The organism is Kitasatospora sp. NPDC059088, assembly GCF_042738155.1.
Taxonomy (GTDB): domain Bacteria; phylum Actinomycetota; class Actinomycetes; order Streptomycetales; family Streptomycetaceae; genus Kitasatospora.
The window spans coordinates 73,382-96,955 of sequence record NZ_JBHYGR010000020.1 but is presented as its reverse complement, the minus strand read 5'-3'; the positions used below and the strand labels follow the sequence as shown (position 1 = coordinate 96,955).

General features: G+C 73.7%; 22 protein-coding genes. 8 read left to right on the top strand and 14 right to left on the bottom strand.

What is annotated here, in order from left to right; genetic code table 11:
• The first annotated feature begins 251 nt into the window (after nt 1-251).
• Entirely contained in the window at nt 252-1,544 is a 1,293-nt protein-coding gene (locus ACFWXO_RS12130) for a DNA sulfur modification protein DndB (RefSeq protein WP_380523443.1), read from the top strand.
• Between the two features lie 702 nt (nt 1,545-2,246).
• Nucleotides 2,247-3,383 (top strand): metallophosphoesterase, encoded by a 1,137-nt coding sequence (locus ACFWXO_RS12125; protein WP_380523441.1) that lies wholly within the window; start codon nt 2,247-2,249, stop codon nt 3,381-3,383.
• A 50-nt stretch (nt 3,384-3,433) separates the two neighbouring features.
• Here ACFWXO_RS12125 and ACFWXO_RS12120 read toward each other — a convergent pair whose 3' ends face one another.
• On the bottom strand, nt 3,434-4,174 hold the full coding sequence (locus ACFWXO_RS12120) for a TetR/AcrR family transcriptional regulator (protein ID WP_380523439.1): 741 nt from the start codon (nt 4,172-4,174) through the stop codon (nt 3,434-3,436).
• 162 nt (nt 4,175-4,336) lie between these two features.
• Here ACFWXO_RS12120 and ACFWXO_RS12115 point away from each other — a divergent pair, with 162 nt between their 5' ends.
• Entirely contained in the window at nt 4,337-5,422 is a 1,086-nt protein-coding gene (locus ACFWXO_RS12115; protein ID WP_380523437.1) for an alpha/beta fold hydrolase, read from the top strand.
• A 96-nt stretch (nt 5,423-5,518) separates the two neighbouring features.
• Here the strand turns inward: ACFWXO_RS12115 and ACFWXO_RS12110 are convergent, their stop codons facing one another.
• On the bottom strand, nt 5,519-6,460 hold the full coding sequence (locus ACFWXO_RS12110; RefSeq protein ID WP_375882531.1) for a molybdopterin-dependent oxidoreductase: 942 nt from the start codon (nt 6,458-6,460) through the stop codon (nt 5,519-5,521).
• Between the two features lie 83 nt (nt 6,461-6,543).
• On the bottom strand, nt 6,544-7,092 hold the full coding sequence (locus ACFWXO_RS12105; RefSeq protein ID WP_375882533.1) for a GrpB family protein: 549 nt from the start codon (nt 7,090-7,092) through the stop codon (nt 6,544-6,546).
• 74 nt (nt 7,093-7,166) lie between these two features.
• On the opposite strand from ACFWXO_RS12105, the gene ACFWXO_RS12100 reads away from it, so the two are divergent.
• On the top strand, nt 7,167-7,574 hold the full coding sequence (locus tag ACFWXO_RS12100) for a VOC family protein (RefSeq protein WP_380523434.1): 408 nt from the start codon (nt 7,167-7,169) through the stop codon (nt 7,572-7,574).
• A gap of 97 nt (nt 7,575-7,671) precedes the next feature.
• Here the strand turns inward: ACFWXO_RS12100 and ACFWXO_RS12095 are convergent, their stop codons facing one another.
• Together ACFWXO_RS12095 and ACFWXO_RS12090 are read right to left on the bottom strand one after the other, a co-directional pair.
• Nucleotides 7,672-8,379: a helix-turn-helix domain-containing protein gene (locus ACFWXO_RS12095; protein WP_380523432.1), complete on the bottom strand. Its 708-nt coding sequence runs from the start codon at nt 8,377-8,379 to the stop codon at nt 7,672-7,674.
• A gap of 119 nt (nt 8,380-8,498) precedes the next feature.
• Entirely contained in the window at nt 8,499-10,025 is a 1,527-nt protein-coding gene (locus tag ACFWXO_RS12090) for an MFS transporter (protein WP_380523430.1), read from the bottom strand.
• 276 nt (nt 10,026-10,301) lie between these two features.
• On the opposite strand from ACFWXO_RS12090, the gene ACFWXO_RS12085 reads away from it, so the two are divergent.
• Entirely contained in the window at nt 10,302-11,078 is a 777-nt protein-coding gene (locus ACFWXO_RS12085; RefSeq protein WP_375882543.1) for a TetR/AcrR family transcriptional regulator, read from the top strand.
• 31 nt (nt 11,079-11,109) lie between these two features.
• Here the strand turns inward: ACFWXO_RS12085 and ACFWXO_RS12080 are convergent, their stop codons facing one another.
• Entirely contained in the window at nt 11,110-11,937 is an 828-nt protein-coding gene (locus ACFWXO_RS12080; protein WP_380523429.1) for an isocitrate lyase/phosphoenolpyruvate mutase family protein, read from the bottom strand.
• The gene (locus ACFWXO_RS12075; protein ID WP_380523428.1) at nt 11,934-13,262 is read right to left on the bottom strand and encodes a hypothetical protein; all 1,329 of its coding nucleotides are present in this window, start codon (nt 13,260-13,262) and stop codon (nt 11,934-11,936) included. Before ACFWXO_RS12075 ends, ACFWXO_RS12080 begins: the two co-directional genes overlap by 4 nt.
• Nucleotides 13,263-13,326: 64 nt before the next feature.
• Here ACFWXO_RS12075 and ACFWXO_RS12070 point away from each other — a divergent pair, with 64 nt between their 5' ends.
• Complete coding sequence (locus ACFWXO_RS12070) at nt 13,327-14,106, top strand: ArsR/SmtB family transcription factor (RefSeq protein WP_380523427.1); 780 nt, start codon at nt 13,327-13,329, stop codon at nt 14,104-14,106.
• 35 nt (nt 14,107-14,141) lie between these two features.
• Here the strand turns inward: ACFWXO_RS12070 and ACFWXO_RS12065 are convergent, their stop codons facing one another.
• From ACFWXO_RS12065 to ACFWXO_RS12050, 4 genes are all read right to left on the bottom strand, one after another.
• Entirely contained in the window at nt 14,142-14,669 is a 528-nt protein-coding gene (locus tag ACFWXO_RS12065) for a DinB family protein (RefSeq protein ID WP_375882553.1), read from the bottom strand.
• Nucleotides 14,669-15,466, bottom strand: a complete 798-nt coding sequence (locus tag ACFWXO_RS12060) for a VOC family protein (RefSeq protein ID WP_375882555.1) — start codon at nt 15,464-15,466, stop codon at nt 14,669-14,671. The genes ACFWXO_RS12065 and ACFWXO_RS12060 overlap by 1 nt, the downstream gene beginning before the upstream one ends.
• A gap of 346 nt (nt 15,467-15,812) precedes the next feature.
• Nucleotides 15,813-18,320, bottom strand: a complete 2,508-nt coding sequence (locus tag ACFWXO_RS12055) for a germacradienol/geosmin synthase (RefSeq protein WP_380523426.1) — start codon at nt 18,318-18,320, stop codon at nt 15,813-15,815.
• A gap of 170 nt (nt 18,321-18,490) precedes the next feature.
• On the bottom strand, nt 18,491-18,838 hold the full coding sequence (locus tag ACFWXO_RS12050) for a DoxX family protein (protein WP_375882567.1): 348 nt from the start codon (nt 18,836-18,838) through the stop codon (nt 18,491-18,493).
• Between the two features lie 283 nt (nt 18,839-19,121).
• Between ACFWXO_RS12050 and ACFWXO_RS12045 the strand changes: the two genes are divergently transcribed.
• A complete protein-coding gene (locus tag ACFWXO_RS12045) occupies nt 19,122-19,763 on the top strand; it encodes an HhH-GPD-type base excision DNA repair protein (protein ID WP_380523425.1) in 642 nt (213 codons plus the stop codon).
• 2 nt (nt 19,764-19,765) lie between these two features.
• Here ACFWXO_RS12045 and ACFWXO_RS12040 read toward each other — a convergent pair whose 3' ends face one another.
• On the bottom strand, nt 19,766-19,987 hold the full coding sequence (locus ACFWXO_RS12040; protein WP_375882570.1) for a KTSC domain-containing protein: 222 nt from the start codon (nt 19,985-19,987) through the stop codon (nt 19,766-19,768).
• Nucleotides 19,988-20,059: 72 nt separating this feature from the next.
• Entirely contained in the window at nt 20,060-21,616 is a 1,557-nt protein-coding gene (locus ACFWXO_RS12035) for an MFS transporter (protein WP_380523452.1), read from the bottom strand.
• A gap of 94 nt (nt 21,617-21,710) precedes the next feature.
• Here ACFWXO_RS12035 and ACFWXO_RS12030 point away from each other — a divergent pair, with 94 nt between their 5' ends.
• On the top strand, nt 21,711-22,691 hold the full coding sequence (locus ACFWXO_RS12030) for a helix-turn-helix transcriptional regulator (protein ID WP_380523424.1): 981 nt from the start codon (nt 21,711-21,713) through the stop codon (nt 22,689-22,691).
• Here the strand turns inward: ACFWXO_RS12030 and ACFWXO_RS12025 are convergent.
• Nucleotides 22,688-23,572 (bottom strand): hypothetical protein, encoded by an 885-nt coding sequence (locus ACFWXO_RS12025; protein ID WP_380523423.1) that lies wholly within the window; start codon nt 23,570-23,572, stop codon nt 22,688-22,690. The genes ACFWXO_RS12030 and ACFWXO_RS12025 overlap by 4 nt on opposite strands.
• Nucleotides 23,573-23,574: the final 2 nt, after the last annotated feature.

The window sequence follows — 23,574 nt, the reverse complement described above, 5'->3', positions numbered from 1 at the left end:
TTTTTTGTTTTTGTTTGTGTTTTTTTTTTTTTACTATCTCATGTTTTTAGTTCGAAAAAAATAAAACTGCTGGTGGGGGTACAGGTGGCCCCCCCCCCCCCCAACACTCATATAAAAGGCCAAGATCCGAGATTCTTGCCGCCCAAACACAAGTGGCCGACCTAGAGTTCGGGTCAGCGCACAGGACCTCCGGACTCCGGCATCGATCTGGTGCGCACGCCCAGCATCCGAGCCGATCCGAGAGGCACCCGATGACCGACCCGCGCGAGCCCGAGTACGTCGACCAGGTAGACCTCACCCGCGGGCGGCCCGTACGGCTCCAACAGGTCTCCGAACAGCGTTACTTAGCCATCATGCCGTGGGGTCAGCTGCACAGCATCGTGCCCGATCCGCGCCAGGCCGAGATGCCCAGGATGAGGCAGTACCTCTCCGCCGCACAGCGGGAGCAGGCCGAGCTGCGCAACGAGATCCAGCGGACGATCCAGGGGACGAAGAAGAAGGCGAACGCCAAGGACTACGCCCGGTACATCGCCGAGGGCCTGCGCGGCTCCCGCGGCGAGCGCTGGGCCACGCCCCCGTTCGCACTCTGGCTACCGGGCGACATGGACATCGTCCGCTTCAGGACTCCGTTCGGTGACGACCTGCTGGCGTACATGCCGTTCGATGCCACCGGAGTCCTGGTGGATGCCGAGACCCAGCACCTTGCACACATCCTGCTCCAGGAGGAGCCGGCGACCTACGGGCTGACCAAAGGCCAGGTGTCACAACGGCTGGTCAGTGTGGAGATCTACCACCAGATCAGCCTGCGCGGGGCACGCCAGATCTTCCACGACCGCAACCTGCTCGGAGTCATCCCCAACAAGAACGTGGCGCTCGCCTCGGACTCCAGCAACCTCGCCACCGACATCACCTTCGCGCTGCTGGAGAGTGTCATCCTTCCGGCTTCGGCCGGAGGCCAGGACACCTCACTCGGCCTGGTGGTCTCGGCACGTCCCCGTCAGCTGAAGTCCACGGACCCCGAGTGGATGACGCTGTCCTCGTTCCGCGCATTCGTGGTGACGGCGCTCTTCGGGCGGTCGGGATTCGAGAAGACCAGCGGCCCCATTTCCGATCTGCCCGCGGGGTGCACCCCCGAGCTCGCCAAGCAGTACATCGGAGCCGTCACCGAGTTGATCTTCAGCTCCTTCGCCAAGCACTTCGAGCGCCGGACGGACACGGTCATCGCTGCCCCCGCCATGCTCGCTGCACTCGGTGCCGTCGCCTACCGGTCGATGCCGTGGAGCCCGGAGCCCCGACGCAGCCCCGAGGCTCTGATCGAGCTGCTGTCGGAGGTCGAGTGGGCCCGCGACCCCAAGATCTGGGACGGCACCGTAGGCAAGGCAACGACTGACGCACGGACCGGCCGACCGACGCTCTCGCTTGCCGGTGGTGTCAAGGACAGCGGTTCGAGGACTGCCGCCGCGCTCGAGGATCCGGCTTCGCCTCGGTACGGGCAGATTCGCGGCTACGTCCAACCGACGCTCGTCACCCCGGCCACAACCTAGCCGGACCCGCTCCTCCGAAAAGCCTGCCACCAGCATCACGGTCAACTCCGGACCAGTACCGATCGACAACCGGGCCGAGGGCACAAATCAGCTCTCAGGTCCGTTCTCGTTCGCTCCCGGGCAGCGGGGTGCGACTGGCCTCCGACATCCCGGTCCACCACGGGTCTAGACGGGTGTGATCCCCGGCGGACGGCGTTCGGGGGAACTAAACCCTCCGGCTTGCGAAGGCCCGGACCGTTTCGACGGTCCGGGGCTTCGTTGTTTTGGCGGGGTCATGGGGCAGGGGTGTGATGAGGAGGGTGGTGGCAGATTCGGGGGTGCGGAGGAAGAGGCCAGCGAGGCCGTGGCCGCGGAGGCCCGGCAGTGATACAGAGGCGGGCCAGGTGCCCGTCAGTGCCGGTTGCGCAGGGCTCGGACCGTGCCGAGCAGGCGGGTCCCGGAAGAAGCCGGTGGCGTGCCAGGTGGTGAGCCAGTCGCGGACGGTCTCCGGGCTGAACCGGCCGGGGCTCGTGGGGTGGCGGGTGGCGGATGATGGGGAGGGCAGGGGGTCCAGACGTGAGGGGCGACGCAGTGGCTGACAGCGGATCCGGCGGGTCGGGAGCAGGGGTCGGGGCGGAGGGCGGGGCGGTCGCGGCTGCCGCACGGCCTGCGGGTGGGGCGGAGGCGGCGGGGCCGGGGCGGCGGCGGTCGGTGGTTCGGCGGGTGGCCGTTCTGGTGTTCGTCCTGCTGGTGCTGTGCCTGCCGCCCTGGTGGACGCTCCTCGGGTCCGGGGCCGGCTGGCCGCTGCCGGTGGTCGTGGCGGGCACGGCGGTGTTCGCCGTCTGGCTGGTGTCGTTCCCGTTCCTGATGGTCGCGGGCCACGGATCGCGGCGGAACGACCGGGCGGCGCGCCTCGGGGACACCAGCCTCGGGGTGATGTGGGTCCTGTTCACCTGGTCGGTGCTGGGCGGCCTGGTGAACCTCGTACTGGGCGGGCTCGACGTCGGCGGCGCCGACCGGGCCAGGACGGTGGCCGTGGCGGTGGCCGCGGTCTCGGCCGGGCTGCTGGCCTGGGGGCACCACGAGGCGATGCGGGTGCCCCGGGTGAAGCGGCTGGACGTCCACCTGCCGCGGCTCGGCGGCGGGCTGGACGGGACCAGGGTCGTGGTGCTGGCCGACACCCACTACGGGCCGATCGACCGGGCGGACTGGTCGGCGCGGGTGACCGAGGCGGTCAACGCGCTCGACCCGGACGTGGTCGTCCACGCCGGGGACATCGCCGACGGCACCCCCGCCCAGCGCCGCGAGCAGTCCGCGCCGCTCGGCACCGTCCGGGCCCGGCTGGCCAAGGTCTACGTCACAGGCAACCACGAGTACGGCGGGGAGGCCCAGGGCTGGCTGGACCGCATGGCGGACCTCGGCTGGGAACCCCTGCACAACCGCCACGTGCTGGTAGAGCGCGGCGGGGACACCCTGGTGCTGGCCGGCGTGGACGACGTCACCGCGGAGTCCTCCGGCCTGGCCGGGCACCGTACCGACCTGGCCGGCGCCCTCGCGGGGGCGGACCCGGACCTGCCCGTCCTGCTCGTCGCCCACCAGCCCAAGTACGTCCCGCAGGCCGCGGCCGCCGGCATCGACCTGCAGGTCTCCGGACACACCCACGGCGGCCAGATCTGGCCGTTCAACTTCCTCGTCCGGATCGACCAGCCCGTGGTGCACGGCCTGAGCCTGCACGGGCAGCGGACCAGGCTCTACACCAGCCGCGGCACCGGTTTCTGGGGCCCGCCCTTCCGGATCTTCGCCCCGAGCGAGATCACCGTCCTCACCCTCCGCACGGGCGACGCCCCCGCCGACCGGTAGCGGCCCCGACGGCAGGATCCGACGGCAACCGCCCCCGGTCCGGGCGGGAATCAGGCCGGCGGGGCGGAGGCGGTGGGGCGGTCGAGGAGGAGTTGGACGCCGTCGAGGATGCGGGCGAGGCCGAACTCCAGGGGGTCGACGGGGTCGGGGGCGAAGGCGCCGGCGGCGATGGCCCGGGTGAGGGTGGGGAAGCGGTCGGCGTGGCGCTCCAGGAGTTCGTTGGTGAGGCGGCTCCACTCCCGGCTGTGCTGCTCGTCGAAGTCGAGGTCCTGCTGGACGAGGGTGCGGACCAGGCCGGCGACCAGGACGAAGACCCGGTGCTGCTCGGCGGCGCTCAGGCCGGAGGGCCCCAGGGCGGCGAGGGCCGCGTCGAGCCAGCCGAGCTGGTGGGGGCCCATCAGCTGGCGGCGCATGGCGGTGGCGGCCAGCAGCCACGGGTGGGCACGGTGGATCGCGGCGGAGCGGCGGGCCCACTCGGTGATGCGCTCCCGCCAGCCGTCGCCGGCGGCTGACAGGTCGGGGGCCCCGGCGAGCACGGACTCGACCATCAGCTCGACCAGTTCGGCCTTGCCGGGCACGTAGCGGTAGAGCGCCATGGCCGAGACGCCGAACTCGGCACCGACCTTGCTCATCGAGACCGCGTCCAGCCCCTCGGCGTCGGCGATCACCACGGCGGCGGCGGCGATGCGCTGGGGGGTCAGGCTGGGCTTGGGCCCGCGGGTGGGCTGCTCCTGCTCGCCCCACAGCAGTGCGACGCCCGCACGCAGATCGCGTGCCTTCTCCTTGGCCATCCCGGTCTCCTCCTCGAATCCAGTGCGATGTCCGTGCCATGTCGGTGCGACGTCCGTGCCATGTCCGTGCGCGGCGCCCGTGCGGCGCCCGTTGACAGCACCCAGAACTGTATATACCTTAAACACATCTGCTGACGCAGTAAACAGTTTGGGGGATACACCATGCTTGCCACCATCGCCACCGTCACCACCGCCGCCCTCGCCACTCCCGTCGCCGGACTGCTGGGCTACCGGCAGCTCAAGCGCGCGGCGTTCGCGAAGGAGCTGCGGATCACCGCGCCGAACGGCATCGAGGAGTCCGGCTTCGTCCGGATCGGCGGCATCGACCAGTGGGTCTCCGTCCGCGGCGAGGACCGCCGCAACCCGGTGATCCTGGAGATCCTCGGCGGCCCCGGCGCCTCCAACCTGGTCTTCCTCCCCCGCACCCACGGCTGGGAGAAGCACTTCACGATCGTCCGCTGGGACATGCGCGGCGCCGGCTTCACCTTCGCCGCCGGCGGCCCGGAGGGGCAGGGCGAGCTCAGCTACCCGCAGCTGTACCGCGACGCCCTGGAGGTCACCGAGCACCTGCGCACCCGGCTCGGGGTCGACCGGCTGCTGCTGGTCGCCAACTCCTTCGGCACCGTCCTCGGCCTGCGGCTGGCCCGCAACCACCCGGAGCTGTACTCCGGTTACGTCGGCACCGACCAGAACATCATCGACGGCGGCCGGGAGCGCACCGCCTACGACGCCCTCGTCGCCCGGCTGCGCGCGGCGGGCCGGAAGAAGGAGAAGGAGCTGGCCACCGCCCTGGCCATGGGAGCGGACCGCACCCGGTGGACCACCAAGGACGTCGCCGAGTACAACAAGCTGGTCCTCACCAGCGACCCGCTCTCCTACGACACCATGAAGACCGTGGTGATGCGCTCGCTCTGGTTCTCACCGCTGCACACCCTGCGCGGGCTGCGGTCCTACCTGAAGGCCATGGAGTTCTCCGAGCAGCTCCAGCTGGAGGCCGCGACCTTCGACGAGCGGGCCGAGGGCACCGACTTCCGCATCCCGTTCTTCGTCTTCCAGGGCGCCGACGACGTCCTCACCCCGCCCGCGCCGGCCCGCCGCTTCTTCGACGACGTGACCGCGCCGGTCAAGGACTTCGCGCTGATCGACGACGCCAGCCACTTCGCGAGCTTCCGCCACCCCGACCGGTTCCTCCAGCTGATGCTGACCAAGGTCCGCCCGGCGATCACCGCCGGCCCCGTCAGCCGCTGAATCCGGCCGACGGGTGTCACAGCGGAGCGACCGACGGGTGTCACGGCAGAGCCGCGGACGGGTGTCACCGCAGAGCCTCGGAGAGGCGGGCAGGCGTCACACCGCCACGACGGCTATCTCGTGGACGGCGTTCCGGTCACCGGTGAGCGGCTGCACCCGCCCCGCGGAGTCGGTGGCCCGGCAGCGGATCCGGTGCGCCCCCGGGGCGAGGTCGTGCCGGAGCCGGAACCGCTGCCAACTCGGGTCCGGGCCGCGCCCGTCCAGCTCGGCGGGCTGCCAGTCGGCGTCGTCCACCGCGACCTCGACGGCCGTCACCTCGGTGGAACTCCAGGCGTAGCCCGCCAGTTCACGGACCCCGGCGGGGACGGTGGAGCCGTCCTTGAGGCTGAGCAGCTTGCTGCAGACGTCCTTCTCGCGGACCGGCCGGACCTCGCTCTCCCCCGGCAGGACCCGGGTGTACAGGCGGGTGGTGAAGAGGTGCTCGGCGCGTTCGGCGGCCAGCACGATCCTGGTCAGCCACTTGACCGAGTTGGTGCCGAACATCCGCGGCGCCACCGCACGCACCGGGTGCCCGTGGTCGGGGGCCAGCGGTTCGCCGTTCATCCGGTGCGCGAGGACCACCTCGGTGCGGGCCTGCTCCAGCGGGAGGTCCTTGAGGAAGCTCACGTCGCTCTCCCCCGCGAAGTCGCCCCGGTCGGCGCCCTCCAGCCAGACGTGCCGGGCCTGCGGGAGCGGGCCGGCCAGCGCCAGCACCTCGGCGAGCGGGACGCCCTCCCAGTCCAGGTTGGTCACGGCCCTGGTCGGCACGGTCGGGTGCAGCGGATTGCCGAAGCACTCGTGGACGGCGGTGAACCTGGTCTGCGGCAGCCCCCGGAGGGCCCGGAAGTCCAGCCGCAGGGGCCGTTCCACCAGGCCTTCGACGGTGAGCGACCAGCTGTCGGCGTCGAGCTCCGGTCGCCGGCCGAGGTGGTTGCGGATGAAGACCTCCTCGACCGGGGTGCGGTAGGCGTCGGGCGTCTCCGGATCGGTCCTGAACATGCGTCATTCCCCCGTACTGGTGTCACTGTTCCCAAGATCGACAGTGTGATCGACAGTACAAGGAGCGGCCGACGGCGGGCCGATCAGGCCCCCGTCTCCCGTGCCTCGGCCAGGAGTTCCGCCACCGTCGCCGCCTTGTGCGCCGAGTACGCGAGCAGCCGCCCGGTGGCCGCGGCCGCCTCCCGCTTGGCCCGGGCGTAGCGGGCGGCCGCCTCCGGGTGGGCCCGCAGGTGGTCGCGGAGCAGCAGGTTGTCGGTCCACAGCCCGCCGCCCAGCGCCACCACGTGGACGTTGGCCGGCTGCTCCGCCCGCCGCCGCAGGTAGCGCCGACCGGGTACGCCGGACTCGCCGAGGTCCTCGAAGCCGAGGGCGCGGACGTGCGCGACCACCGTGTCGACGTCCCCGGGCGCGCAGCCGACCTGTACGTCGAGCACCGGCTTGGCGGCCAGGCCGGGCACCGAGGTCGAGCCGATGTGCTCGACCCCGACCGCCCCCGGAAGCCCGACCGCCCCCGGAAGCCCGCGCAGCCCGGCCGCGAGCCGCTCCGCCAGGGCCCGGCCGAGACCGGCCCAGGCCGGGTCGTACGGGACGACGTGGATCGGTTCGTCCAGGTCGGAGGTGCTGTTCGACATGACCGGAGGGTAGCGGGCGGGGACGTCCGATTCCTTCAAGACCCCGCTCCCGTGGGCCGCCTACCGTCGGAGCCATGGACAGCACATCCGCACCACGGTTCGCCTTCATCGGCCTGGCCGTCTCCGACATGGCCGCCTCCGTCGCCTTCTACCGGCGGCTGGGACTGGTCTTCCCCGAGGGCTCCGAGCAGGAGCCGCACGTCGAGGCCGAGCTGCCCGGTGGGCTGCTCCTGGTCCTGGACGCCGAATCGACCATCCGCTCCTTCCACCCGGACTGGCAGCCGCCGACCGGCGGCGCCCGGGCCGCCATGGCCTTCCGCTGCCAGAGCCCGGCGCACGTGGACGCGGTGTACCAGGAGCTGACCGACGCCGGGTACCAGGGCGAACTCAAGCCCTGGGACGCCTTCTGGGGCCAGCGCTACGCCTCGCTGCGCGACCCGGACGGCAACGGGGTCGACCTGCTCGCGCCGCTCCAGGGCTGACGGCAGGGCCCGCTCCGAGGCCCGTCCGGGGTCCGTCCGAGGTCCGTCCCAGGCCCGCTCCGACGCCCGCTCCGACGCGCCCGTCCGGGGATCCGGGCTACGGCCCGCCCGGCAGCAGGTCCGTCACCCGGACGCCCGCCAACTCCCGTACGTCGCGCGACAGGTGAGCCTGGTCGGCGTAGCCCGTCCGGGCCGCCGTGTCGGCGAGCGGGACGCCGGCGCGGGCCAACCGCAGGGCGCGCTGCAGCCGCAGGATCCGGGCCAGTGTCTTGGGACCGTAGCCGAAAGCGGCCAGTGAGCGGCGGTGCAGTTGCCGGGCGCCGAGCCCGACCGCCTCGGCGGTCGCCGCGACGCTGCGCCCGGCCGCGAGCGCGCCGGCCACCGCCCGTACCAGCGGGTCCTCGGGCCGGGCCGCGGCGGCCAGGTGCAGCGCCAGCTCCTCCAGGGCGGCGGCCGGGTCGGGGGCGGCGGCGATCCGCCCGGTCAGTCGGCGCACCTCGGCGCCGGGCAGCAGGTCCGCCAACCCGACGCGGCGGTCGCGTAGTTCGGAGGCCGGTACGCCGAGCAGCAGGGGCCCGGTGCCGGGCCGGAAGCGGACGCCGGCCCACGGGCCGGGCAGCTCGGGGCCGGGCCGGAACGCCCGGGTGTCCGGTCCGGCGGCCAGCAGCCGGCCCTCGGTCCAGAGCAGGTCCATGCAGCCGTCCGGCAGCACCAGGCCACCGCCGTCGGCGCCCACGCTCGGGCCCTTCGTCCACAGCACCGCCCCGGGCAGCCTGGACGCGCGTTCCGCGTAGTCGGTGGGCATGTTCGAAGGCTACGCGCGCCGCACGGGCACCGCGTTCCGGAGCGCCCGAAGGCCCCGACCGGCGAACCGGTCGAGGCCTTCGGGCTGCCTTCGGGGCACCTGAGCCCAAGGGCGTACGGTCAGGCCGCCACCTCGGCGACCGCCACCTCGGCCTCGGTGCCCTCCCCGGCCGCCGGCCCCGCCCCGCCCGCCGGCCCGCCCCGCATCAGCACCAGGGTGAGCGCCGCCGCGACCAGGGCCGCGATCCCGCCGACCGTGAAGGTGGTGGAGGTGGCGGTGTTGAAGGCCTCCCGGGCGACCCGGGCCAGGGCGCCGTCGCCGCTGCCGGCGGAGAGGGCGAGGGCGTCGGTGATGCCGTGCCGGGCCGCGGCGGGGGCGTCGGCGGGCATGGCGCCGGTGTAGGTGCTGGAGAGCACGGTGCCGAGGACGGCCACGCCCAGGGCGGCTCCGGACTGCTGGATGGTGTCGTTGAGCGCGGAGCCGACGCCGGCGTGCTCACCGGGGATGGCCCCCATCAGCGCGTTGGCGGCGGCCGGCATGCCGAGGCCGGAGCCGACGCCGAGGACCAGCATGGCGAGGGCGACCTTGGGGAAGCCGTCGCCGACCGAGAGGGTGGCCAGCAGGCCGAAGCCGCCCGCGATGACCACCATGCCGATCGAGGTCACCACCCGCGCGGGGACCTTCTTGCCGATCGCGGCGCCGATCACGTTGAAGGCGAGCGAGGCGACGGCCAGCGGGATGAAGGCCAGGCCGGTGTCGGTGGGCGAGAACTCCAGCACGAACTGCAGGTACTGGGTGAGCACCAGCATCAGGCCGCCGGTGGCGAAGGTGAGCAGGACGAGGGAGAAGCTGGCGCCGGTGAAGACCCGGTTGCGGAACAGCTTGAGCGGGACCATCGGCGAATCGGTGCGGACCTGGCGGATGCCGAAGCCGACCAGTGCGGCGATCGCGACGGCCAGCGGGCCGAGGGTGTTGACGTGGGCGAAGCCGTCCTTCGGGAGGACGATGATCGACCAGACCAGCGCGGTCATGCCGACCATCGAGAGCACCATGCCGGGCAGGTCGGTCCTGCGCCAGGGGCCCTTGGACTCGGGCATCAGGACGATCGCCGCGACGACGGCCACCGCCGCCACCGGCACGTTGAGCAGGAACACCGCGCCCCACCAGAAGTGGGCGATCAGCACGCCGCCCAGCACCGGGCCGCCGACCAGGCCGACCATGGCCACCGCGGTCCAGGCGGCGATCGCCTTGGGCCGCTCCGCGTCGTCGAAGACGGTGATCAGGATGGAGAGCGTGCTCGGCATCACGAGGGCCCCGCCGACGCCCATCAGCACCCGGCCGGCGATCAGTTCACCGGGGCTGGAGGCGACGGAGGCGACCAGGGAGGCGGCGCCGAACAGCACCAGTCCGATGATCATCACTTTTCGTCGCCCGAACCGGTCGGACAGGCTGCCCGAGGTCAGCAGCAGGCCGGCGAAGACCAGGATGTACGAATCGATGATCCACTGGATGTCCTGCGCCCCGGCCCCGAGGTCCTCCGCGATCGGCGGGATGGACACCGTGAGCACCATGTTGTCGATCACCAGCACCAGGCTGCTGAGGCAGAGCACGACCAGGATGAGCCAGCGACGCGGGTGACGATCCACCGCGTTCCCCCTTCGGTTCGGCGCGTCGGCCGCAGCCCTGCGCACGTCCTCGCGTCGGCGGCAGCCGCGCGGAAGTCCCCGTGGCGCACACCGTCCGCCGTCCCCGACCGAACGGTGTGCGCTACGCCGAACACTGTACGGAGGCCGAACACTGTGCGCAAGGCCGTACGGTGTGCGCCCGCCGCACAGCGTTCGCAGGACCGTACGGTGTTCGGCGCCGGGGCCTATGCTGGACGGACCGCACCCGACCAGGGGGCACGTGGAATGGAGGGCCTGATGACGGCCAAGTCGGAGGACACCGCGCCGGAGCACCGGACCGAAGCGCAGCCCGGCCTCGCCTCGCCGTGGAACCGCCCGCAGAAGCGGCGCACCCAGCCGGCCCTCAGCCGCGAGCAGATCGTCGCCGAGGCCTTCGCCCTGCTGGACTCCGACGGCATCGAGGCGCTGAGCATGCGCAAGCTCGGCGCCCGGCTCAACGCCGGCGCGACCTCCCTCTACACCCACGTCGCCAACAAGGAGGAACTGCTCGCCCTGGTCGTCGACCAGGTCTTCGGCGAACTCCCGCTGCCCCGGGCCACCGGCGCCGAGGACCCGGCGGTCTGGCGCGCCGCCATCGTCGAGTGCACCGAGGGCCTGCGCGCGGCCGTGGTCCGCCACCCGTGGATGGTCTCGATGATCGGCGACGTCGGGATGGTCTACCTCGGCCCCAACTGGATGCGGCTCTCCGAGGCGCTGCTGGGCCTGATGGAGACGGCCGGCTTCGAACTCGGCGAGGCCAACGACGTGATGGGCGTCGTCATGGGCTACACCATCGGCACCGCCACCGTGGAGGCCGCCTGGCTGAGCGCGCTGACCAGGAGCGGACAGGGCGAGCAGGAGTTCATGGACCGGCTGCTGCCCGCCGTCGTCGAGGCCACCCGCTCGCACCCGCGACTGCACCGGCTGTACACCACCCAGGTACCGGACGAGATCGACGCGGGCCGGGACAGCAGCTTCCTGCGCGGCCTCAACATTCTCCTGGACGGCGTCGAGGCGCGGCGGTCCAGGGCCTGAGCCCGGACCGCCGCACCCCGTCGGCAGGTCGTCAACTCCCGCTCAGCGCCTGGACCTCGGCGTAGCCGGGCAGCGGACCGACCGGCCCGCCCGAGGCCACCGCGGCGGCCGTCGCCACCGCCGCCGCCAGCGCCGCGCGGTACAGCAGCCCGCCCGTGCTGACCCGGGCCACCCCGAGCCCGGCCAGCTCGGCGAGGCTCGGACCGGTCGGCGTCCAGAGGACGTTGAGCGGGACGGACAGCCCTCCGACCAGCTCGGCGATCGCCGCCGGCTCGCTCAGCCCGGGCACGAACACGCCGTCCGCGCCCGCCCGTCGGTACGCGTCCAACCGTCGTACGGTCTCCGGCTCCGGCTCGTCGTGCCCGCACCAGTAGGTGTCGGTGCGGGCGTTCACGAACAGCTCCGGCACGGCGGCCTTCACCGCGGCGACCTTGGCCGCGTGGAGCTCGACCGGCGCCAGGGTGCCGTCCGGCCGGCCGTCCTCCAGGTTGATGCCGACCACCCCGAAGCCAGCCAACTCCACGGCCAGCGCGGCCACTTCGACCGGGTCGTCACTGAATCCGGATTCCACGTCGACACTCAGCAGGTAGTCGTCGCGGCCCAGCCGGCGGGCCAGCCGGACGGTCTCCGCGCGGGTGGCGGCCGCGCCGTCGGGCAGTCCGGCGGCGGCCGCCACTCCCAGGCTGGTGGTGCCGATCGCGGGGTGGCCGGCGGCGGCCAGGGCGGCGGCGGAGGCGTGGTCCCAGGCGTTCGGGAGCAGCAGCGGGCGGCCGGGGCGGTGGTGCAGGGCCGCGAAGGCGGTCGGCGGGGCGGGGGTGGTCATCGGGGCAGGGGTGGTCATCGGGTCGGGGGTGGTCATCGGGTCTGCTCCTCGGTCGTGGTGGCGGGTGCGGCCGGAGCGGCTACGACGGGGCCGACGGGGCCGACCGGGCCGACGGGGCCCAGCGAGTCCGCGTAGTAGGCGGCGGCCTCGGCGAGGTGACGGACGATCTGCCGGATGCTCCAGCCCGTCCCCGGCGAGTCGTCGAGCTGCCGCTCCGGCAGCGCGGCGACCCGGTGGGCCCAGATCGCGCCGAGCCGGGTGAGCCGGCTGCGGGCCTCGTCCAGGTCGGCGGCGGTGAACGGCGCCAGGTCGGCCGGGGTGGTGACCAGGGAGGCGTGCCAGTGGTCGGGCGCGGTCGGTTCGCCGACCAGCCGGGCCTCCACTTCGGCCAGGTGGTCGAGCAGGTGGTCGGCGACCCGGCGCACCACCTTGTGCGGGGTGTACGTCCGGCCGTCGGCGTTGACCACCGGTCGGCCGTCCCAGGCCGTCCAGGTGTCCGCCAGGGCGAGCACGTGCCGGACCGCCGCCGGGATCAGCTCGGCCGGTTCGGCCGGGCCGGGCTGCTCCCCGGCCGGCGGGCCCGAGCCGTCCGCCGGGTCGGAGGCGCCGAACAGGATGCCCTCGGCGATCACCAGGGCGTGCGCGCGGCCCGGGCAGAGCCGGGGCTCGGCGCCGAAGGCCAGCGGTTCCCGCCCGGGCTCCCGGGCGGCGTCCAGGTCGAGCAGCACCCGCGCGCCGGCCGGCACGGCGACCCCGCCGACCACGGTCGCCCGGGCGGCGAACCGGCGCATCGCCCGGACCGGCGGGTCCTCCCGCAGCACCGCCGCCAGGTCCGGTACCCCGCCGCCGCGCCGGGCGTGCTCGACCAGGGCCGCGGTGGCCTCGCAGGCCTGCACCAGCAGGCCGATCCGGTTCGCCGCCGTCTCCGCGTCGGCGTCGCCCATCGCGGGCAGCAGCCGGGCCACCGCCGCGTCCGCCTCCGCCACCGAGCCGGATGGCGCCGAACCGTCCGGCGCCGGGTCGAAGTACGCCCGGGCGACCGCCTTCACGTCCCGCGCGACGGCCTCCGGCCCGGCCAGCCCCAGCGCCGTCGCCAGCACCCGCACCACCCGCAGCCGTACGTCCGGTTCGTAGCCGCCCGCGGCCAGGATCCGCAGCCGGCCCGGGTCCAGCCGGGCCAGGTCGGCGAGGACGAGCGCCCGGCGGCGGGCGTGCGGCTCGCCCGCGCTGAACCGGGCGACGGTGGACCGCAGCCAGGCCACCGTGCCGTACCGGCCGGGCGTCGCGGGCGGCGGGACCAGCGCCGGGTCGGCCAGGGCCGCGGTCACGTCCTCGTAGCGGGCGAAGATCACTTCGTTCATGCCGTCATCGTGGCCCCGAGTCGTTTCGGCCCCGGCCGAACCGTGCCGGGACGACCATGGAGGCATGCCCGACCACGAACGCACGCCGGTGGACCACCGCGGCTCCCCGCTCGCCGCCCTCGCCGCGCTGCTCGCCGACCCCACCCGCGCCGCCTTCTGCTCCACCCTGCTGGACGGCCGCGCCTGGACGGCGGGCGAGCTGGCCCGGGCGGCCGGGGTCGCGCCGTCCACGGCCAGCGAGCACCTGTCCCGGCTGATCGCGGGCGGCCTGCTGAGCGAGGAACGCCAGGGGCGGCACCGGTACGTCCGGTTGGCCTCGCCCGCCGTCGCGACCCTGATCGAGGACCTCACCGTCTTCGCCGAGACCGGCCCGGAGCCCGCCGGGGGTACGGCCGACGGAAGTCCCGGCGAGCCCGCCCGCCGGGCCGGACCGGCGCCCCGCACCCTGCGCGAGGCCACCCGGCAGAGCGCCGAGGCCCGCGCCCGCACCTGCTACGACCACCTGGCCGGGCGCCTCGGCGTGGCCGTCGCCGAGGCCCTGATCGACCGCGGCCTGGTCAGCGACCGCGCCGGGCTCGCCGTCACCGAGCGCGGCCACGCCTGGCTGGCCGCCCAGCGGATCGACCTGCCGGCCCGGGCCGGCCGCCCGGGCGGGCGCCCGGTGGTGCGCAGCTGCCTGGACTGGACGGAGCGCCGCAGCCACCTGGGCGGCGCGCTCGGCGCGGCGCTCTGCCGCACCGCGCTGGACCGCGCCTGGGTCGAGCGGATCGGCTCCGGCCGGGCCCTGCGGGTCACCCCGGACGGCGGCCGGGCGCTGCGCGAGCTGCTCGGCGTCGAGGTGTGAGCCGAGGTGTGAGCCGAGGTGTGGGGGTCACCCGCTCAGCCCATCGACTTCGCCCCGTCCAGCGCCTCCCGGATGATGTCCGCGTGCCCGGCGTGCTGCGCGGTCTCCGCGATCAGGTGCAGCAGCACCCGTCGGGCCGACCAGCTCGCCCCCGGCTCGAACCAGGGCGCCGACGGCAGCGGGTGGCCGTGGTCGAGGTCGGGCAGGCTCCGGACCAGCTCGTCCGTGCCGCGCGCCACCGCCTCGTACCCGGCGAGCAGCCCGGCCAGGGTCTCGCCCTCGGCCATCCGGAACTGCGCCGCCCACTCGTCGACGCCGCCGGCACCGGAGCCGCCGTGCCCACCGGAGCCGCCGTCCCCGCCGCGCATCGCCTCCGCTCCCCCGGTGATGAACCGCGCCCAGCGCGCCTCCACCGCCGCCACGTGCTTGATCAGGCCGCCCAGGCACAGCTCACTGGCGGTGGTGCGCCGCGCCGCCTCCTCGTCGGTGAGGTCCCGGACGGTGCGTCGCAGCAGGCCGCGGTGCTTGTCCAGGGTCTCGACGAGGTCCTCGCGCTCGCCCATCAGACGTCCACCGTCGGCGGTTGGTCCCCCACCGTGCGGCCCAGGTCGATCAGCCCGAAGGCCGCACCCTGCTGGTCGCCGACCGCCGCGAACCGCCCGAACGGGCTGTCCATCGGGCCGAAGTACACCTTGCCGCCGCGCGCCGTCAGCCGTCCGATCGCGGCGTCGGTGTCGTCCACGGCGAAGTAGACGCTCACGTACGAGGGCGCCTCGGGCGGCAGGAAGTCGCCCTCCGCGCCCATCCGGCCCAGCACCGGCCGGCCGCCGACCAGGAACATCCGGTAGTCGAACTGCTCGGAGTCCATCTTCCGCACGCCGTACGGGAAGACGGCCGGGAAGAAGGCGTCGGCCTTCCCGGGCTCGCGGGTGACGAGCTCGGCCCAGGCGTACGCGCCGGGCGCGTCCTGCTTCTCGAAGCCCTCGTGGGTGCCGCCCTGCCAGACCCCGAACACGACCCCGCCCGGGTCCTTGGCGATCACCATGGTGCCGAAGTCGCCGACCTGCATCGGCCCCATCACCACCTCGCCGCCGTTGGTGCGGATCCGCTCGGCGGTGGCGGCGGCGTCCGGCGAGGCGAGGTACAGGCACCAGGCGGACTGCGCCTGCTGGCCGGGCATCGGCGGCACGATCGCGGCCACCGCCTTGCCGTCCGAATAGGCCTGGGTGTAGTTGCCGTACTCCGACGAGCTCTCGCCGAAGGTCCAGCCGAGGACGTCCCCGTAGAAGGCCTTGGCGCCTTCCAGGTCGGTGAACATCGCGTCGGCCCAGCAGGGTGTGCCCTCAGGTAGCACTGCCATCTCTCAGCCCTCGTGTACGACGGTGCGGGCGCGCGCCGGAAGGCGCGCACGGCCCCCGACTCGCCAGCCTAGCCACGACGCGGCGGCGCCCCCCCCGCGGCGCCGCCCCCGCGAGAGAACCCCGAGGCTCTCCACACACGCGCCCCCGCCCCCCCCGCCCCCCCCCCCCGCGCCCCCCCCGGGGGGGGGCGCCGGGGGCGCCCGCCTCCGTCCAGGTGCGCCTCCGTCCAGGAGGGCTCCGTCCGGGAGGGCTCCGTCCGGGAGGGCTCCGTCCGGGAGGGCTCCGTCCAGGAGGGCTCCGTCCGGGAGGGCTCCGTCCAGGAGGGCTCCGTCCGGGAGGGTCAGGTCAGTTCGCCGGGGCCGCCGCGCCGAACGGGGGGCGCAGCGAGGCAGTGCCCAGACCGGTCGGGCCGAGCGGCCCCGCGGCCGCACCCACGCCGGGCCGAGGCGCCGGCGCGGCTGCCGGGGTCGAGGCCGCTGGAGCGCCCGCCGGGTTCGCGCCCGCCGGGGCAGTCCCCGCCCGGTCCCGGACCGCGCCCGCGAGGTCCCGCTCCGCGCCGAAGTGCCGCTCCAGGTCCTCGGTCCGGTACCGGCGGCACTCCCGGTGCCAGTTCAGCACGCCGGCCAGCCAGTTCTCCAGCTCCCGCACGTACCCGTCGAGCAGCCCCCGGGCCTTCGCCGACAGCCCGAAGTCCTCGTACATCACCGGGAGTTCCTTCTGCGCGACGTGCTGGAACTGCTCCAGCCGCGAGTGCATCAGGTCGTCGACGATCCGGACCGCCGAGGGGTAGTCGCAGTCGAAGAAGTTCTGCACCACCAGCACGATGTTGTGCAGCTCGCCCTCGTACTCGATCTCCTTCTGGTACGAGAACAGGTCGTTGACCATGGCGCCGTAGTCCATCGCGGAGTTCTCCAGCGCCCGCATCGAGCCGTGCCGGTAGACCTCCTCCGGCACGGTCCGGCCGTGGCCGAGCCGGGCGAGCAGGGTGGTGAGCTCGGAGCCGAAGGTGGTGCGGCGCATCTCCAGGTAGTCCACCGGGTCCGGGATCCGGTTCTGGATCTGGTTGGCGAGCTCCCAGATCCAGCTCGCCGTCATCACCTCGACGGAATCCCGCAGCCGGCCCCGGGCCTCGACGGTCATCGGGGCGGCGGTGCGCTCCCAGATGTCGGCGAGGGAGCGCTCCAGCACGTTGGCGGGCTCGGGCGCGGGGGTGCCGTCCACCGGCATGAACAGCGGCAGCCGGGCGGTGGCGGCCTTCGCCCCGGCCAGGTCGCGGGTGCGGCCGTAGACCACCGGGTAGTAGTCGTCGGCCCAGGTGCCCCAGGCCAACCAGGCCGAGGCGACGTCGAGTTCGTCGACGGTGGCGTCCGGCTGGAGGCCGGCCGCGCACAGCGCGAGGTCGTAGTCGCGCATCGACGCGGCGTCCCAGATGCCCGAGCCGGGGACGCCGGGGACGGCCGCGTCCAGCAGCCCGACCCGCTCGGCCCACTCGATCACCCGCTCCCGCGCACCGTCCAGGTGCGGGCTCAGGGTGAGACCGAACGGCAGCTCGAACTCCGGAAGTCGGGACGGCCCGACGGCCCGGTACGGCCGGTGCGCGTGCGACCGCGCCCGCCGCACGGCCGGTGCCGCCGTCGGCCCGGTGCCGGACGGCAACCCACCGCCCGCCGGTGCGCCGCCGACCGCCCCCTTCCGCAGGATGTCCAGGGCCGAGGTCCCGATCCCGCCGATCGCGTACTGGTCCCACCAGTTGCCGGCCCCGGGAAGCCCCGGCAACCCCGGCAGCCCCGGCAGCCCGCCCCCGCTGCCCGGCGGCACCCCGCCGGCCGAACCCGCCCCACCGGCCGAAGTCGCCGCGGCACCACCGCCGTTCATGTACCGGCTCGACCGCATGTGCCACTCGTGCCCGCCGGACTGCCAGTCCTGCAGCCCCTTGACGTACGCCAGCACCCGGGCCCGGCCCGCCGGGTCCAGCCCGGCCTCCTCGAACAGCACCGGCAGTTCGGTGAACACAGTGTTCTCGAACTGCTGCAGCCGTGAGGTGAGCAGGTCGTTCACCGCCTCGGCGGCGTCCTGGGTCGAGCACTCCAGGAAGCGCTCCAACACCAGGATCCCGTTGCTCAGTTCACCCTCGTCCTCGACCTCGCGCTGGTAGGAGAAGATGTCGTTGCGCAGGTGCACGGCGTCGGAGAAGGCGTCCATCAGCACCCGCAGCGCCCGCGAGCCCGACACCTCCGCCGGTACCTCGGCCCCGGCCGCGTACTCCACCAGCTGCGCGGACCACGGCGCGCCGCCGACCTTGCGGCGCATCTCGATGTACTCGACGGGATTGGCGATCCGGCCCGCGTCGATGTTGGCGAGCTCCCACAGCGACTCGTTCAGCAGGTTGCGGGTGCTCTCCGCGAACCGGACCCGCCAGTCCTCGCCCATCACCGGCACGGTGCGCCGCCACAGGTCGGCCAGCCCGGCCTCGACCGGGTTCTCCGGCTCGGGCACCGGCGCGGCCGGATCGGCGGGCATGAACAGCGGCAGCCGGTCGAGGTGCGCCTTGCCGGCCCGGCGGTCGTTGGTGCGCTTGTACATGTCGAGGAAGTGGTCGTCGAAGAAGAACACCCACACGTACCAGTCGGTCACCAGCGACAGCGCCTCGGCGGAGGCGTCGGGGTGGGTGTACGCGCAGAGCAACCCGTAGTCGTGGGCGTCCAGGTCGGCCTGGTCCCAGATCCCCGACCCCTCCAGCATCCCCATCTCCCGGGCCCAGACCGAGGAATGGGCCCGTGCCTCTTCCAGATGGGGATTGAGGCGCGCCGGGTGCGGCACGTAGAAGGACGGCAGTTCGAACGGCTGGCTCACGGCGGCGGGCCTTTCTCGACACGTCGTTGGGGATCAAGAATGACCCCCCGTCACCTCCCGGCACCGCCACAACCGAAACAGTCATACGAGATGCCCCGCCCCTGGAACAATGCCCCCGCCCCCGGGACCGGCCGCCGGGCGGTGGGCCGGCCCAGGGGGCGGGGGGTGGGTCAGGCGGCGAGGCCGAGGGCGAGGGAGGCGGCGGCCGGGGCCAGGTAGATCAGCGGGAAGGGGATGTGGGCGTAGGCGCGGGCGCGGGCGACGGTGACCACGGCACCGAGGAAGTAGAGGACGATGCCGACGGCGGCCGCGTAGCCGACGGCCGGGACGGCGAGGCCGGCCAGCAGGCCGAGGGCGCCGGCGGCCTTGGCCACGCCGAGCCAGGTCCACCAGGCGCGCGGGACGCCGTACTCGGCGAGCGGTCCCACGACGTACTCAGCCCCGGCGAAGACGGAGTACGCCGAGAAGCCGACCATGAGGGCGCCGAGGACGGTGACGACGGTGTGGGCGACGGACATTGGAGTGCTCCCCGTTCGGTGGGTGGTCGATCCGATGTGCTCGGATCCGGTCGGACACAGCACTGACCCGGCCCGCGCGACCGATGTGACAGCCACGGACAAATTTTTTTCCGTCGCACCCGCGAGCAGCCCCCGACAACCGCTCCGCCAACGAACAAAGCAGGCCTGACAAGGGTTTGAACACCAAGACTTCCCCAGCTACGGGCGTGTTGACGGTGTCCGCCCACGCCGCGTCATCCAGACTGGGCGCCGACCGACGTCAACTCCGAGGAGGCCCCACCTCATGAACGTCACCGTCCGGCTCGCCCAGCAGCCCGAGGCCGACGAACTGCTCGGACGGAGCGCGCTCGCCGCGCTCGTCGGCATGCTGCTGGACCAACAGGTCCCGATGGAGTGGGCGTTCACCGGCCCGCTGACCATCGCCCGACGACTCGGCGGGGACGATCTCGACGCCCACGAGATCGCCACCTACGGCCCCGAGGAGTTCGTCGCCCTGCTGTCGGCCAAACCGGCCGTCCACCGCTACCCGGCCGCGATGGCCAAACGGGTCCAGCAGTTGTGCCAGTTCCTGGTCGCGCAGTACGACGGCGACGCCGCCGCGCTGTGGAAGGACGCCCGCACCGGAAAGGAGCTGCTCAGCCGGCTCAACGCGCTGCCCGGCTTCGGCAAGCAGAAGTCGCAGATCTTCCTGGCCCTGCTCGGCAAGCAGTACGGGGTACGGCCGGAGGGCTGGCGCGAGGCGGCCGGCGCGTACGGCGAGGAGGGCGCGCACCGCTCGGTCGCCGACATCACCGGGCCCGAATCCCTCATCCTGGTGCGGGAGTTCAAGCAGGAGACGAAGCGCGCCGCGAAGGAGGCCAAGGCCGCCGCGAAGCCCCGCACCACCACCCGGTCCGTCACCGCGGCCGTCACCGGGGCCCGTTGAAGCTACCGGCCGGCCGGCACCGCCGCGTAGGCGTAGCGCCCGCGCACCGACCGTACGAAGTACCGCCCGTGGCTCTCCGCCGCGAGCAGCTCCCGGTGCACCCGGGGCGGCACGCCCGCGTACCGGTAGACCCGCCCGCCGGTGAACTCCAGCTCCAGCACCCGCGCCCGGGGGTCGTACCCGACCGAGCGCAGCACCGAGGAGTCCACCGCCGTACGGTCCATGACCCTCCCAGTGTGCGGTGAGGGCCCCGGTCGCGCAGTGCGACCGGGGCCCCGGGCCGGGAGGAGCGGGGCTCAGACCAGGACCGGCCGCTCCACCACGGTCTCCTCCGAACCGCCGGCCTCATCCGAGCCGCCGGTCTCCGCCGGGCCGCCGGGACGCTCCGAGCCGTCGGTCCCCTCCGACCCGCCGGCCTCGACCGGCGCCACCGCCCGCTTGCGCGGCAGCGCGAACATCAGCAGGAACACCGCCACCAGCACCCCCGTGACCCACCACATCGCGTGCACGAACGCCCCGCCGAAGGCCGTCCCCAGCGCGTCGGGCGCGACCACGTCGTCCATCGCGCCGAAGAAGGCGACCGACACCAGGCCGAGCCCGAGCGCGTTGCCGACCTGCTGCACGGTGTTGATCAGGCCGGAGGCCGAGCCGGCGTGCCGGCGCGGCACCTCGGACAGCACCGCGTCGGTGATCGGCGCGACGATCAGCCCCATCCCGAGGCCCATCACGACCAGCGGCAGCGCCATCTGCCAGGCCGAGATGGCCGTCCCGTACCGGTCGGCCTCCCAGATGTAGGTGAGCACGCCCGCCGCCATCACCAGCGCGCCCGCCTGGAGCACCTTGCGCCCGAAGCGCGGCACCAGCTTCTGCACCGACAGCCCGGCCGCCGTGGAGACGGCGATCGAGAAGGGGATGCCGGTGGCACCGGCCTTGAGCGGGCTCCAGCCGAGGCCGACCTGCATGTAGAGGGTCCAGACCAGGAAGAAGATGCCCAGCGCGACGCCGAAGGCCAGCTGCACGCAGATCCCGGCCGCGAAGCTCTTCACCCGGAACAGCGACAGCTCGACCAGCGGCGAGCCGTCCCGCCGGGTCTTGACCTTCTCGTACGCCACGAACAGCAGGAACACCGGCAGGCTGCCGGCCATCGACAGGTAGCCCCAGAGCGGCCAGCCGGCCTCCCGGCCGTGGGTCAGCGGGTAGATCAGCATCAGCAGGCCGAGGCTGGCCAGCGCGACGCCGACCAGGTCGAGCTTGAGCGCGTGCTCGGCCTTGGACTCGTCGATGAAGCGGCGGCCGAGGAGCAGCCCGGCGATGCCGACCGGCAGGTTGATCAGGAAGATCGGCCGCCATTCGAGGCCGAGCAGGTTCCACTCGGTGAGCAGCGCACCGATCATGGGACCGGACACCGCGCCCAGGCCGACCACCGCGCCGAACATCCCGAAGACCTTGCCGCGCTCCTCCGCCGGGAAGGTCGCGTGGATGATCGACAGCACCTGCGGCACCATGAGGGCGGCCGTCCCGCCCTGGAGGATCCGCATCGCGACCAGCATCTCCGGGCCGCCGGCCAGACCGCACAGCGCGGAGGCCAGCGTGAAGCCGGTGATCCCGATCAGGAACAGCCGCTTGCGGCCGTGGATGTCGCCGAGCCGTCCGCCGGTGATCAGCCCGATGGCGAAGGCCAGCGCGTAGCCGCCGGTGACCCACTGGATGGCGCTGAACGAGGCGCCGGTGTCCTGCTGGATGCTGGGGATGGCGATGTTGACGATGGTCACGTCCACCAGGTCCATGAAGGAGGCGACCATCACGATCGCCAGCGCGATCCACCTCCGCCGGTCGGCTCCCGCCGTACTCATGCCGTTCTCCTCGCTCGTCCGCTTCTCCACATCGAGGACGGTAACGGCCATGTAGGTCAGGATCTGTCCCACTTGCTCCGGCATGCTGGACGGCATGACCGACACCCCGGCCCGACTGCTCAACCTGCTCTCCCTGCTGCAGACCCCGCGCGAATGGCCCGGCAGCGAACTCGCCGAGCGGCTCGGCGTCAGCCCCCGCACGATCCGCCGCGACATCGACCGGCTGCGCGAGCTCGGCTACCCGGTGCAGGCCAGCATGGGCGCGGTCGGCGGCTACCGGCTGGTCGCGGGCACCGCGATGCCGCCGCTGCTGCTGGACGACGAGGAGGCGGTGGCCATCGCGGTGGGCCTGCGGGCGGCCGCCGGGCACGCCGTGGTCGGCATCGAGGAGGCCTCGGTACGGGCCCTCGGCAAGCTGCTCCAGGTGCTGCCGGCCCGGCTGCGGCACCGGGTGGGCACCCTCAACTCCGCCACCGTGCCGCTGCTCACCGGGGACGGCCCGACCGTCGACCCGGAGGCGCTGACCCTGCTGGCCGGCGCCGTCACCAACCACGAGCGGCTGCGCTTCGGCTACCGGGCCCGCGACGGCGCCGAGACCCGGCGCAACGTCGAACCCGAACGCCTGGTCTCCACCGGCCGCCGCTGGTACCTGATCGGCTACGACCTGGACCGGGACGACTGGCGGCTCTTCCGGGTCGACCGGATCGCCGACCCCTTCGCCACCGGCGCCCGCTTCACCCCGCGCCCGCTCCCCGCCGAGGACGCCGCCGTGTTCGTGGCCAACCGGCTGCGCCGCTCGCCGACCCGCTCCATGGTGGCCACCGTGCACCGCCCCGCCGCCGAGGTCGACGGCTGGATGCCCTGGACGGGCGACTACGAGATCGAGCCGATCGACGACCGCAGCTGCCGGCTGCGCGCCCGCGCGGACTCGCTGAAGTGGATGGCGGCCGGACTGCTCATGCTGGACTGCGACTTCGAGGTGCACGAACCCCCGGAGCTGCGCGAGCACCTGCGCACGGTCGCGGCGCGGGCCGCGCACGCCGCGACCGACGGGCCCAGGCCCGACAGCGCCTAAACGGACACCCGGTACCAGCCGTCACCGCGGCGGAACCACAGCACGCCGTCCCGCCCGTACGCCCGCTGCCGGTCGAGTTCGCCGGGCAGGTCCGGCTTGCGCCGCGCGGTCTGCTTCCAGGCCTTCCCGACCAGCAGCTGCCAGGTCAACTCGCCGCCCCCGGTGAGGAAGACGCCCTCGCGCCCCCGGACCGCGAAGCCGACCGGCTGCCGGGCGGGGCAGGGCACCGTGCCCGACGTCCCGTCGGCCGGGTCGATCCGGGTGAGGTGGCTGCCCGAGGAGCTCGGGTACCAGGCCAGCCAGGCGCACCGGCCCTCGGTCGCACCGGCCAGGCCCTCCAGCGGGTCGGCCGGCAGGCCGGTCGGACTCCACACCACCCGCCCCCGGGCGTCGGCGGCCAGCAGTCCCGCGGTGGCCGTCGGGTGGTCGCCGTAGATGCCCTCGTCGCCGTAGGCCATCCAGATCCGGCCGTCCCGGTCGGTCACCAGCACACCCGTGTCGTCACCGAGGACGAGTTCCGCCCCCGGCGTCCCGTCGGGGCCGTACACGGAGCCGTTCGGCAGCCACTCCTCGCCGTCCCGGTCCGCCCGGACGGCCGCCAGCAGCACCCGCCCGCCCGGCAGCAGCGCCAGGTGGTCCGGCGGCACCGCGACGCCGGTGAGCGGCACCCGCCGCTCACCGGCCGTCCCGGGTGCCACCGGCACCTCGCCGTCGTAGGGCAGCCGGACGGCCGGCCACGACCCGGCCGGCGCCGCGTACTCGTCCGGCACCAGCAGGACGGCCAGGTCCCCGTCCGGCCCGACCGTCCAGGTCACGGCCCGGCGGCCGGCCCGCCGCTCCTCCTCGGGCAGCCGCCAGACCTCGACCGGACGTCCGGGCACCA